The organism is Rivularia sp. UHCC 0363, from assembly GCF_034931125.1.
Classification (GTDB): domain Bacteria; phylum Cyanobacteriota; class Cyanobacteriia; order Cyanobacteriales; family Nostocaceae; genus Rivularia.
In genome coordinates this window covers 19,793-33,186 of the sequence record NZ_JAYGHM010000084.1, presented here as the reverse complement: position 1 = coordinate 33,186, position 13,394 = coordinate 19,793, and the positions used below count along the sequence as shown (strand labels likewise).

The following is a 13,394-nucleotide window of genomic DNA, read 5'->3' as shown; positions in this document are numbered from 1 at the left end:
CTTAGAAAAAGCACAAAAGAAACTAGATAGTAAATACTGTCATCAACCAAGATATGTCCTAGCAGAAGAATGGGACAAATATAACAGCTATGGCTCCATTATTCCATACATGGGCAGCACAATTAGCTTAGTAAAAATCATCCCTAAAGATAACCCTTATCAAATATACGGTAATGTAGCCTCTGTCGTAGGATTGTGGGGGATTTCACTCAGCATGGCTTCTCGCGTCGGTAGGCTTAAAAAATCCGATTACCAACTAGGAGAAGCCGAGAAAACCACAGCTTATTATAATTGGCAACAACATAGACGCAACCGAGATATTAAACAACATTCTAACCAATTACATACAGATACTTTAAAAGACGGCTTAACCCAAGAAGATTTGCAGCAAAGAAAAGAACTAGGGCTAACCGATGATGAAAACGAAGCTATTAAAAACCAACTGCAATTAGAAGATTATCTCAAAGCCAGAGCTGTAAATCATTCCCAGATGGACAAACAAATTGCATCCAATCTACTAGATAAACACAAAGCAGAAAAAGAAATAGATAAATTACAAAATAAAAAATCGTCTCAACCCTTGACTAATCAAACCAGCGACAAACAACTGATTAACTCCCTTATAGAAGCTCTAAAATCCCATGAAGACGGTTGGCTGTACGACCTGATTAAAAACGCTAAACCCCTGTGGCTGATTGGTTCCCAAGGTAGCGGTAAAACCAATACTGCTGGTGCGATCGCATTAATTCGTAAATACTGCTTTGATGCACCAATCTATCAACTAATTGATAGACACGCTACTGGGGAGAATTGGGAAGTATGGAAACTACTTGATGCTACCTTAAAAGCCGAATCAGAAGAAGAAATCGGACAGTCTTTAGAAGATGCAACTGATAGATGGTTACAACGAATCAAAGAAAAACCATCTACAAAACAGCAAATCATTATTGATGAATTTACCAACTTAAAGAAAATTGATAGCTGTAAAGAAGCAGCAATGAAATTCTTCTCCATGCATCTTACAGATACCCGTAAAGCTAAAGAATACTTCATTGGTGTTAACCACTATTTTACTAATGAAAGCACCGTAGAAGGAACATTTGAAGCCAGAAAATCAGGCACAATTCAACTTAAGAAGTTTTCGGCTAATGGAGAAACACCATTATCTAGAGTACAAATCGTACATGGATTGGTTGATGATAATGGTAACGAATTGGAAGAAGTAGAAAGAACATTACCCAATTGGTTAGAAGCGAATAATATTTATCAACATTTCAACGGTAAACCAATAGATTTTAATCATGAATAGAATAAAAAATAAATTACAACAATTTCAAGAAATAGGGATTTGGTATTCGTTAGCTTGCTTATCAAGCTGGGCAACAGCTATAAGTATTAGCATATTTATTGTTTCTGGATTTGGATTAATAGCTTTACCACTAACAGGGAATAAAACTCCCTATTCACTTAAAAGGGCAAATTCTGGAAGCTGTGGATTTGCAATTGGGTTTATTTTATTAGGAGCAGGAGCAGCAGCCCAGGGGGATAGAGATACTTCATATATGCTGGTCAGATTAAGTAGAAATTATGAAAATGATTTAGTAGAAAGGGGAGATTATTTATCTTATCAGTGCTTGGGTTGTAAATATGCTTCGGGCGATTACTTATTACCTTGCGCTGTTAATCCTAGTCTTAAAAAAGATGAGCATTGTAGTTATTCTGAAGGGAAATCTGAGAATACTATATAATGTCTCGTCATCAATTTTAACAAGCAAAAATAGTGGCACATTCAATATTTTTATAGTGCAGATTATACATGGGTTAGTAGATGAAAACGGAAACGAATTGGAAGAAGTAGAAAGAACATTACCAGTATGGTTAAAAGCGAATAAGATTTATGGGCATTTTAATGGGAATCCGATTAACTTTGAATGCTAAATTATAAACATAACATCAATTCATTAAACTCTACCCTTTACTAAACATCAGCATTCCTCTCGCTTTTCGGTTTTTTATCTCCGCAGGAATAGCAAGTTGAACTGAAGTTGAATTCTATATAATTAGGAATTCAATATAAGAGTAACAGAAGCAGCGCTTGCATTTATTTTAGTTAACCGCTGGTGTCGTGAAGCTTTTGTTTAACTTGAATAAAAATCAAACTGAACCTTAACTAAAAATGAACTATCAATATGACAGAGGGCTATTCCAACGTCAATTCATTTTTATTTATATCCACAACTAATCGTTTATTAGTAAGCCATTGACGACCAAGTAAAACTTCAGATAAATCTTTACCAACATGAACGGGGATATCGTATTCTTGACCATCAAATATTACTTTACCAATATAAATATCAAATTTGACATCTCCCCGCGCAGTACGCATTGTTTGTTCTCGCAAACGTTCCCACCCAAGTGCATCTATATCTTGGTCATTAATAGCTAAAAAATCAGAAAAACCAGTATCAAGCATTGCGTCTACTGGTAACTCTAATCCATCAGATGCTATTAATAAAATTTCAAAAAGCAGAGAATCTTCCTCACCAAAAAATCCGTTCATTATATAGTTCCGCAAGCACCAGTTTCATTAATTCGGAAACTATGATGTATTTTACCAGGATGCTTGTCACGACATTGATGGGAAGCTACTTCTAAATTTTTATCAATAAAATACTCACTACTGTCCGGTTCAACAGCAATATACCAGTTGTAATGAGTTTCAATTAATTCCGATTTAACTTTATCAAATATTGGTTTGCAGCGCTGATAAAAAGCCTCGCGTTCAGCTTCACGTTGCGCTTTTTGTTCTTCCGTCCACTGTATTTCTGGGAATATTCTTCCTCTACGGGCGGTGCGAGTAGATTTATCTGTTGTCATAATCGTTTCTCCTTTTTTAATTATTATAAACCGCGATTAATATATTTATTATTAAACTTTTTTATCGTGAGGTAAACCATGTAATTATTCTCCTTTTTTTATTCTAATCAAAGCTTATTTTATTGATTATTAAAATATTTTAATTACCATGATTGCTACAATTTATTTATGATGATTTTTCTCATAATTATTCCACTTAATAATTGCTTTTATCAATCCATTCAAAGTATATGGTTGTGCTTCAACGTCTACTCTTCCTAATACATCTTTACAAACTACAGATGTAACCGGACCAATAGAAGCAATACAAATATTATTTAAGAATGATTCCCCACCAATTGATTGAATCATCTGATAAAAACATTCTACTGTTTTAGGGCTAGCAAACGTTACAACATCAATTTTCCCTTCCTTAAAAGCGCTTACAATGGAGGATGGTATTTTGTTATTACAATTTGATTGATATGCAGGAATTGCGGTAACGGAAGCTCCAAGGGATGATAATTCTTCTGGAATATTCTCTCTACCACCTGCTTCTAACTTTGGATAAAGTATCTTGGTTCCTTTCAAATTATCTTTATTCGGAAAGCATTCTATTAATGAATCCGATACAAAATCTGGAGGAGTAAAGCTAGGAGTAATACCATAATTAATTAAATGATTGGCTGTTTTAGAACCAACAACTGCTATTTTTATATTCTTCAAAGCGTTTATATTACCTTGATTATTAATCATGCGGTTGCAGAAGTAATCAATGCCATTGGTGGAAGTAAAAATCAACCAATCAAACTCGTTAATATTAGTTAGGGCGTTGTCAGTTAGTTCCCAATTGGTAGGTGGTGCTATACATAAACAAGACATTGATAAAGCAGTTGTACCATATTGTTGAAGTAGTTTAACAAAATTATCCGATTGTCGATCGGCGCGAGTTACTAATACGGTGGTGTTAGTAAGAGGTAGAGTTGGGGATAGCGAATTGGTTTTCATTAAATAATTATGCGATACCTAAAATTAATATCTACCATATTGGATGAAAATTTAACCTTGATTGCTTTCAGTTACAGCGGTTGCGGCTAATTGTTCCTTGTACCCCCACCGCGTTATAAGCTCAGAAACATAACCGTATATATCCGGGTGTAGATATGACGCGAGTAGAACGCGAGTCAATTAACTTTAAACTTCCCAAACCTCTAGCGGATGCACTACGTGAAGCAGCAAAGGAACGCGGCACCACGGCAACCGACTTAGTAATCCGAGGGCTGCACCAAATCTTAGGAGATGCGCCGGGTGTAGAAGTAAGTACAGAAATTCGCTTGCAGAAAATAGAAGAAAACTTGCAGCAACTATGGAGCAACACCAACGGTCAAGGTAAAACGACCAAGACGGGAAATGCCGCTGCCAATTCTCAAACAGAAGAAAGATTAACTAAAATTGAAGAAAAACTCGAAACACTCAGCCATGCGATCGCAAAGTTGGAAGGAGCGTTAACCGCCATTCAACGTAATGGAAGCGCATCAAACAATCGTTCTAGAAAATATTCGGGCAATCCTTACAACCAAAGCGGACGACCGCCTCAAATTGAAGCGTTAGACGAGCAAAAGTTAGCATTACGACTTAACGTCAACATTCCCACGCTAAAAGATAATCTTGCAACGCTTAACAATAAAGAGTTTGAGGAGTGGAGTAAGAATTTAGATAGGAGTAAATATTCGTGGCGATTTAACGAAAAAGACGGGTTGTACCACCCAGTTAAATAATTAAACTGCCCCGGATTGTATTGTTTAATAATGAAAGCTTTGACATAAGAATACGTTATGGAGAGAGGCGCTTGTATTGTTATAACATCCTGCCCTCTTACTAAAGAAAATATGATGGAATGCCAGGTGGGGACATGACGCATCCAATCGCTGCTTTCCCATATCTATCTGCCGCTAGCACCAGTAACTTACTTACGTTTCCTCACAAACTGACTTGTACCTTTTTTATCAATCATCTTTGCGTACCTGCTGGTCATAGTATCGGTAGTATGCCCAAGCTGTTCCCTAATATCCAAAGTAGTTGCACCATTGCGACGCGCCACAGTCGCATGGCTATGTCTTAACCAGTGGGGGCTAAACTTGATACCAGCCTTATCAGAAACCTGTTCCATCATCCAGCGAATCCCCCGGTCGCTTAATGCTTTCCCCTTACCCTTGGGGCTGAGGGAAGGGAATACCGGGTCATCGTCAGATGCTGTACCCCGCATATCCATTAGAATTTCGCTAGTTTCAGTATCTAAATGCAAAGACCTCACCTTATTCCCCTTGCCAGTAATAGTTAGTATGAGAATCGGATCGCCTTCTTCGTCCGCGTCTTCTTGGAAATGTCGCCACAGCAAGCCAGTTGGGTTAGTCTTCGTCCTACCTACCTCCCCAATACGACATCCGGAGTAGAACAGCAAAGTAAATAAAATCCAATGGCGCTCGGAAACTTCCTTGGCAGCAACTTCCAACTTGTCAATTCTTCTTTGGGACAGAACCCGCTGCGCCGTATTGTCGCACCATTCAACCGTTAACTCAGACGCTATATTGAGGTAAAAATAACCTATTGATTGCTTGCAGCCAAACTTCCACAAAGAACGAATTGCACAGACATGAACAGCAATCGTATTCTTCGACAAACCTTTACGGTCAGTATGTTTTACTGGTTTTTCGTCCTTAATGTAAGCAATATAAGATTGCAGATGGGCTAGATTGCATAATCTTAAATCGGGCATATTGTATTTACTTTCAAGCCAACCAACCAAATCCAAGACCATTGCTCGGTAGCCGCGCCGAGTTTCAGAAGACTTGATGCGACTTGAGTTAAGCCACATATCAATCAATTGGGTAGAAGACTTGATTTTTTGACGATTTGGGAAATAATAATCTTTAAAAACCTCTTCTTCGCTAGGAGAGACTAATTCAGCTTCATGGACTTGATGGAACGTGCCAGGTAGACGACGAGTCATTGCGTGAGAAATGATATATTTTCCAGCATATAATGCCGACTATGTTTATTACCAGCAATTTGGGGTCGTCTGTGGTGGTGGGTTTAAAGTTGCTCCTCTATGGTTTGAGCCTTGGAAACAAGCTTGATTGCAGGCTAAAAGCACTCTTCGTTAACGATGTAACGATAGTAAATCAACAGCCAATTCCCCAGCCATTGGAGGCGGTGATGATTCAACACCCGATCAGATGAAGCGGCAACGAGATATAGGGGGAGTTATCAAACCAGTACAGCCGGTTTTTAAACGTATAGGAGGCTTAATGCCAAGCATGGTAAAGGGGAGAGATTTATTTAAAACTACAAGACGAATATAAAAGGATTGAATACCTAATCTGCCGTAAACTCATAAATTCGCATTGATTCAGGCAAATAACCAGTTAAATAGTCTCTTCCATATTCATATTCACTTCTTAACGCTTGTGCGGTACGAGAAATTAGATCAATCACTTCCGACGCATTTAACCGGGATAATTGATTGTCAACTTCCAAACGCTCTTCAAAGGAAAATGCAGAACCGGGAACTGGGTCGCTGCACCACATTGGTTTTGGGGTGTCTGGATTTTGAAAAACAATGTGATGCGATCCATTTGTGAGCCAACCTTTTGGCGCTGTTGTCACATCCACTAGGCGTAATAATTTTAGATTTGGCTCTTCCCACAATTTATCCTGGTCAAAAATCATGGGGCAGGCATAGTAAACTTTAGCACCACCTATATGACTCAATTTACATAGAGTTTCATGTTGGGATTTGTTAGTGGATTTATTAGGTTTCAGTGACAAAGCAGAACGATAGTATGGTAATTGAAACCATCTAGGAGTATTTTTACTTACACGAATTCTTTTTTCTACAACTTTGAATTGTAAAAACTCTCCAAAATAAAATTTAGATATTTTTGAGCTACTGTTTGAAATAGCAGAACGGAGTTGTTTAAATAAATCTTGTTCTGATAAATCGGAATATGTCCAGCCTTGGTCAAAACCCACCCATGCCTCTTTTTGAGGAGAAGGTTTTAAGAGTCTGAGAAATCTTGCACCAAATCGTTTTTCATATCCTTTAATAATTGCTCTATGAAAGTGCATTTCAAGCAGGCTCTCTGGCAACCAATTCATTATGTGTATCTATACCTTATGTGAGTGTTTTGCTTATCTTACTTTTAATCAACCATTTGTTTTTACGGCTTAAGTGGTTGATATTGCGAATGTTTTTTTTTAGATACCGTTACATTTACGCTTCCTTCGCCCCAGTTCATAAATGCTGAGTCCAGTTCTTAGCACTTACGAAGTAATATTTATATGAAGTAATATATTATTTGCTAAACGTCGCAGCCTCTAATTTTCTCAAATTATGAACGAAGATTTTCCACAGCGAAAAATAAGTACCCCGCGACGCAAAGGAGATTCATATGAGCTTCGTTTACTTGCTTTGTCATGTCTAAGAATGTTGTCGGAGCTGACCATTGAACACGTGCGGCACGAAGATAGTTCTGCTGCTCCTGCTGATGATGTGATTATTGAGTCGAGTGAGAGAATAGAGTGCTTCCAAGCAAAGCACGCTATGGGACAACATGCGCTCCTTGATTTTGATCCTGATGTTGGTGAACTTGTTGACCAATCTGCCGATTTACATATCAGTTTGGCTGAGTTGGGGAAAGCATGGAAATCGCTTCGTCACAGTGGTAAGGAAATCATTATCCGAATTTTTACGAACCGGGCTGCTGGTGCGAATCTCGGCTCTTTCCTTGATGGCGATCGCTTCCGTGATGGATTTGTGCGGGGAACTTGGCAGAAAATAAAGAGGAAGAAATTACAGAAAATTTTAAACCTTTCTGATGGCGAATTGGTCATATTTCTTGGCGGACTCAGGTTCGACCTTCGCCAACCGAACGAGGAGGTTCTAGACGAGATTATCCAACGTGATTGGCTGCAACGACGACTCGGACTGAATGCACCTGGTGTTTATGGGAGATTCATGGCTAGCGTTGAACGCTGGTACTTGGAGAAAAAATCCCGACCAATCTACCGGGAAAATGTACTTGAAGCACTTCAAATAGATAACAGTACTCTCCCACAAAGATTTCCTATTGATTTAAAAACATACGTTGCACGACCAGCTTTTGAAAAAGATGTCTTACAAACTATATTTCGAGATGGTGCAACTTATACTGCCATTGTAGGTCCTCCTGGCAGCGGCAAATCTACTTTTATTACGCAGCTTATTAAGAAACTACGACGGCAAGGACAACCACTTGTACGGTACTACGCATTCACGCAGATAAACGATCCACTCCAGCGCGAGCGCGTAGGGGTAGAAGCGTTTTTAAAATCCATGATTGAGCAACTCCGCCAGGAGTTTCCTGAAATTATCCCTGATGAAAGACGTTACGAGTATACCGAATCCCGTCTCAATGAATTGCTGATATTAATTGGTAATCATTTTAACCTTCGTGGACAGCAACTTTTGATGGTAGTTGATGGTCTGGACCATGTTGGGCGTGCCGAAATTGAGGCAACACAAAAGCTATTAAGAGTTCTCCCATTACAACTCCCTCATGGAGTAGTCTGCTTGATTGGAAGCCAGTCTACAGAGTATTTGCCTGCGGCTATTGAACGGCAATGCCGGGGAGAAGCCAAACGAGATATCCCCTTATTTGAGCTTACGCAAACCCATCGCTTCCTCATGCGCTATTTTGAGGCAGCACATCTACCAAATTATGCAACAATTCGCGAGATCCACAAGCGCAGTGAAGGATTACCTCTTTATTTACGCTTTATCGCAGAGCAACTTGCAGAAGTTTCAATCGAAGAGTACGACAACTTAGTAGCAAAATTGCCTCCACATGGGGGGCATATAAACTCCTACTACGGTGCTTTATGGGATGAGTTTAGTAACGAGACAGATGTACAGAAATTGTGTGGGCTTGCAGCACGGTTGCGTTTTCGCGTGCAAGTAGCAGATATCCTCGCTATGGCTGATATAAAAGATGCCTTTGAGGGAAAACGTCTGTTCGGTCGCATGAAACACTTGATGCAGGTTTCCGAAACAGGCTGCCGAGTTTTCCATAACAGCTTTCGTGATTTTATCCGTTCGGAGTTATTACCCGAACAATTGCAACAGTTAGATGCATATGTTCTTTCATACCTTAATGCAAGGCGAAATCAGCTTTTATGGTTTATGTATGCACACCGATATGCTGAGTCTGCTGATGACCGTAACTATTTGATAGCCAATTACGGACAGAGTTATATTTCGGAAGCTATTCGCCGAGGTCGTCCTGCTCATGAAATAGTTGGTGCTATACAATCTGTTGCTCGTGCTGCTGTCGGTGAACGTAATTTGGTTGCAACTGCTCGAAGTGCTGCACTTCTCTCGCATACTCAAGACCGTCTTGAAACTTACCTTGACCGTACACAATTATGGCGTACCCTTCTTGCAGTTGGCGAAATTGACGATGCTTTAGCTGCTTTTGCCCAAGAGCGCGAAGTATATGACCTTTCCGCAGAAACAGCCAGGATTATTGTACATCTGGCTGAACGTGGCGAATATGAACTCGGTCGAGTGCTTGCCCAAGATTTTTTAGAAAGTCTGCCTGGGCGAATTGAAGGAGGTGATTATACTATTGCTATTGGAGAACTTATTTCAGTTTATTCTTCCAGGGCTGCTACAATACTTTCTAAATGGATAGGAAAACCGCCTGAACCCAATGACGGAGGGCTATTTGGTCGTATTGATGTTGGAAGTAAACTTCTGCCGATAGTGCTTAGAAATATTTATTTGTTTGGTCGGTGGCAAACCCTTCGCACATTAAAACGACTTCTTCTGACACAACCAGGATGGGTTGCTCGTAAGGATGCGTGGTTACTCCAAATTGTCAAACTTGAGACGAAGCATAGACCAAACACAGCAGCTTACCACGCCCGTGATGTTGCACGCCGCATAAAAAAACAGAATGAACGCATTTTACTGGCTGGTCATGTGGCACGGAATGACCTTGGCACTGACATCGTGGAGATGCTTCTTAAGGGTATTGTCTTGCACCCTCAACTTGAATACAAGGATGGTTGGGCACCTAAATCAACAGAATTTGAGATATTTAGGGCTTACGTTGCAGCACTTGGATATATTCGCCGTTACAACGAACTGCAAGTTCTAAACAACTACCTCCAAATTAGCAACTCTTCGGTTGCTGCTTACTACCGAATAAGCTATGAAATTTCCACAAGCAATAACCAACCAGAAAACTTACTTGCTGCAATAGCGCACTTGACCGAACATGAGCGACGACTGGGAGAACGCATGGTCGAAATTCAAGTTGCGGTAACTGGGGATTTGCCTTCGTTGATTAAGGATATAGTTAATCGTTATATTACTGGCGAAGGTGAGGTTGATCTGCTACTTGAAAACTTTAGCTTTGCTTGCGAAGGCAAAACCTTCTCGATTCCTAGAATCACAGGCTTGCAAGTACTCGCTACCTTCCCAGTTCTGCGAGGACGCTTGCAGAACTTGCTCGTAGAAGTTCACGATTACGTTTTTAAAACAGAACTGGAAACTCAATCTCGAACGAACGAGCTACTTTTAATTGCAGAGCTTGCTGGAATGTGCGGTCACTTCCAACTTGGGCGTGATTGGCTTCAAGAAGCAGTTCAGGCGTTAAGGGGGTACGGTTATCGTAAAGACCCTACGGTGAGCCTATTGATACAAGCATTGGAGGAAATACACAGCCTTGAACCAGAACCTTTCCGGAAACGTGTTGCTGATATTGCAGAATGGAATCTCCTGATTTGGGAATTCACAGATGGTAAGACTACAAGGTGGTTTCCAAGGCAGCTTTTCTCAACAACAGTTCGCTTAGACTTAGTAGCGGCAAGAGGATTGCTGGCAACATATCGTCATAATGTGGTTGAGTGGCAATTCTCAGATGTATTGCAATATTTTCTCTCTTCTTATAATGGCGAGGAATTAATTTTGGCTTATATCCTGTCTGAGCTAATTCTTGAATATGGAACTGGCTATGAAGAGAATTGTAAAGAGAAATTTGAGGTACGTTTACACCTCCTCAAAGTTGCAGTAGCTAATGCGTCTCAGGATATAAAACGATGGTTAGAAAGACGTATCCGACAGTTTCTGCTTACAGAAATACCCCCTACAGAACGTGGTTTTTGCGTTGACTGGTATAACAAGTATGCAGCAGAGGCTGGATTAGCTCCAATTACATCCTTCTCAACATATCCAGCCGAACCCAGCAATACCAAGTCTTCTCCAGGTTTACAACCACCTTCGCAAGTAGAATTTTCGGGAAGGCATGTTTCCAGAGATACACTCATCAAGCAGCTGTCAGATTCTGTAGAGAACTTTAAAAACGGTATTGAGCAACTTTTGGAACAACATAACTTTTACGAGATAGGTACTTTTGTCAAAGAAGCAGCAGCACAACTAATCAATCGTACTACAATAATTTTTCAACTTAATCAAATTGTCGAAGCGCTTCAAACACATCGTGAATCCCTACGTGATATACACGAGATTTACAGTTACTTGGCAGCAGCATACCTCAAACTTGGTCGTCCTGATAAAGCTGCGGAGCAATATGAAAAGGCTTTTATGGATGCAAACCGATTTAATCTTTGGGAACTGCGTATGGAAGAGTTCCAAAAATTAGCGGACATAAACCCAGAAAAAGCCTTAAACGTATTATTTAAATTTCTTGACCGTCACCTCAAAGATTACTCATGGGGCGGTGAAACAACTTTTCTGCTTTTTATTAAAGGAATCATAGCACTAGGAGACAATTATCGCCAAAGAGCAGTCCAACTCTATGAGGCGTTTCACACATTCGTTGAAAGTCAGTTTGAGCATCTGCCATCTGTATCACCTAGCCCTTATGCATGGTTGAGAAAATCTGATTACCAAATTGACAGCTTTGAGAACATTGCACATGACCTGATTATACACGCATGGACTGAACCAGTCCTTCACTGTCGCCAGCACCTAGTTCATTTTCTCAAAGATTTTGCGCTTTGTAAGCCTAATTCAATAATCCCCTGGTTGGTTAGCCTTCTTCAGCACGAGGACTTTACAGTCAATACTCAATCAGCTTTAATTCTTGCGTCTGTGACATTGGAAAACTCAAATCTTCTGAGTAACTATATTGATGCTTTATTAGAAGCCTTGGATACCCCACACGCTGAACGGACTTATTATCTTACACAAGCTCTTCAAGCAATATTAAATAATATTGAAGATAAAGACAAGATCCGAGTAAAGCTTGAATCTCTTCGCCCCAGCCTTGTAAGCACTGGACTTGTGCTTCTTCCCTCAAATCTCAGTCCATCGTCTTACTTTCGTAATACAACACTGAAAAACACAGCACGTTCTATACGCAAGATTATTGAAAAAATCTGTGAAGGTCTAGATTTTGATCTAAATGAAATTTACTGGCGAATTGAACAGGAGATGGAAGCAATTGGTTTTAATCGAGATGAAGCAAATCAAGAATTTGGAAGTCGCTGGCAAAATTACAGTAGCAATACCAATCAAGATTATATCCCCTTTGAAACTTACGATGATTATTATGTTTGGCACGCCTTCAACCGAGTCCTTGAACGACTACTTCGCGAAACACCAATTGATTCCTCGGCACAGTATGCGATTGATGCTCTTGTACGCCTTTACGACACTCGATTCCCGCATAAGGAATTGCATCCAAAGCCAAATGATATAACCGTTCCATTTGTGCATAAAGGCTACGGTAGTGACGAACTTACTAATGAGGTACAGGATTGGCTTAATTTTGAGGGAGAAGAGGTTTTGAAAGAGCAAAACCTAGAAAATCTATGGATACCTGTGGTGGATGAATACTATCAAAAAGCAGGCAGAATAGTAGAGAAGCGTCTTGCCACTTCATTTCTTGCAACACCTACGCTTGCGGATGCGATTCTTCGAGGAGATTGCCAAGTCCAATCCGGTGAAGCTCTTTTACAACTTGCTCCTGAGCCACCATACTACTCACTCATGATTGATGAAGCTCAACATCTTCTCCAACGCAGCCGTACCGACATCGAGCAAAAAGACTCATTGGCAACAATTCCGCTGGTTTCGCTCCATTGGGGTTGGTGGTGGCATTACATTAGGTCTACGCTTGCAAGTATTACTGGCGAATGGATTCAGCGATATAACTTATCCTGGGATGATGCGAATGGTTTAGGTCTTTTATTTAACAATAATCTTGCACAGAAGTTATTATTTTGGTGCGACGGATTTGAGGTTGGCTTTAGTCACAGAAGTTTAGTTGGTTACGGAACTCGTCTGCTTTTATCAAAGGAGCTTCTTCAAACTCTAATGAAGGATTATAAGTTAAACCTTGTTGTTGTGAGTTGGTCGAATCGGATTCTGTATACAAACAGTTCAGGCAAAGAACATGAGATTGAGTATAGTCAAGAGAAGGAGGTAGTTGTAGTTTATCGATGCAATAATTAGCGCTAAAATTTGGCGA

9 protein-coding genes are annotated in these 13,394 nt (G+C 40.0%); 4 read left to right on the top strand and 5 right to left on the bottom strand.

Going from position 1 to position 13,394, the window contains the following annotated elements; all coding sequences use genetic code 11:
* Together VB797_RS30785 and VB797_RS30780 are read left to right on the top strand one after the other, a co-directional pair.
* A partial coding sequence (locus VB797_RS30785) for a hypothetical protein (protein ID WP_323241581.1) occupies positions 1–1,309 on the top strand: 1,309 nt, incomplete at its 5' end.
* Positions 1,302–1,748, top strand: coding sequence for a hypothetical protein (locus tag VB797_RS30780; protein WP_323241580.1), 447 nt, complete (start codon positions 1,302–1,304; stop codon positions 1,746–1,748). The genes VB797_RS30785 and VB797_RS30780, both read left to right, overlap by 8 nt.
* Positions 1,749–2,200: 452 nt before the next feature.
* Here VB797_RS30780 and VB797_RS30775 read toward each other — a convergent pair whose 3' ends face one another.
* The 3 genes from VB797_RS30775 to VB797_RS30765 all read right to left on the bottom strand — a co-directional run bounded on the left by VB797_RS30775 (position 2,201) and on the right by VB797_RS30765 (position 3,864).
* Positions 2,201–2,560 carry a retroviral-like aspartic protease family protein gene (locus VB797_RS30775; protein ID WP_323241579.1) on the bottom strand — a complete coding sequence of 120 codons (360 nt, stop codon included), beginning with the start codon at positions 2,558–2,560 and terminating at the stop codon, positions 2,201–2,203.
* Positions 2,560–2,877 (bottom strand): hypothetical protein, encoded by a 318-nt coding sequence (locus VB797_RS30770; protein ID WP_323241578.1) that lies wholly within the window; start codon positions 2,875–2,877, stop codon positions 2,560–2,562. The genes VB797_RS30775 and VB797_RS30770 overlap by 1 nt, the downstream gene beginning before the upstream one ends.
* Positions 2,878–3,039: 162 nt before the next feature.
* On the bottom strand, positions 3,040–3,864 hold the full coding sequence (locus VB797_RS30765) for a uroporphyrinogen-III synthase (protein ID WP_323241577.1): 825 nt from the start codon (positions 3,862–3,864) through the stop codon (positions 3,040–3,042).
* A 155-nt stretch (positions 3,865–4,019) separates the two neighbouring features.
* Here VB797_RS30765 and VB797_RS30760 point away from each other — a divergent pair, with 155 nt between their 5' ends.
* Complete coding sequence (locus tag VB797_RS30760) at positions 4,020–4,634, top strand: hypothetical protein (protein WP_323241576.1); 615 nt, start codon at positions 4,020–4,022, stop codon at positions 4,632–4,634.
* A gap of 188 nt (positions 4,635–4,822) precedes the next feature.
* On the opposite strand, the gene VB797_RS30755 is transcribed toward VB797_RS30760, so the two are convergent.
* Together VB797_RS30755 and VB797_RS30750 are read right to left on the bottom strand one after the other, a co-directional pair.
* Positions 4,823–5,866 carry a site-specific integrase gene (locus VB797_RS30755; protein ID WP_323241575.1) on the bottom strand — a complete coding sequence of 348 codons (1,044 nt, stop codon included), beginning with the start codon at positions 5,864–5,866 and terminating at the stop codon, positions 4,823–4,825.
* Between the two features lie 365 nt (positions 5,867–6,231).
* On the bottom strand, positions 6,232–7,014 hold the full coding sequence (locus VB797_RS30750; RefSeq protein WP_323241574.1) for a hypothetical protein: 783 nt from the start codon (positions 7,012–7,014) through the stop codon (positions 6,232–6,234).
* 235 nt (positions 7,015–7,249) lie between these two features.
* Here VB797_RS30750 and VB797_RS30745 point away from each other — a divergent pair, with 235 nt between their 5' ends.
* The gene (locus VB797_RS30745; RefSeq protein WP_323241573.1) at positions 7,250–13,378 is read left to right on the top strand and encodes an NACHT domain-containing protein; all 6,129 of its coding nucleotides are present in this window, start codon (positions 7,250–7,252) and stop codon (positions 13,376–13,378) included.
* The last annotated feature ends 16 nt before the right edge of the window (positions 13,379–13,394 follow it).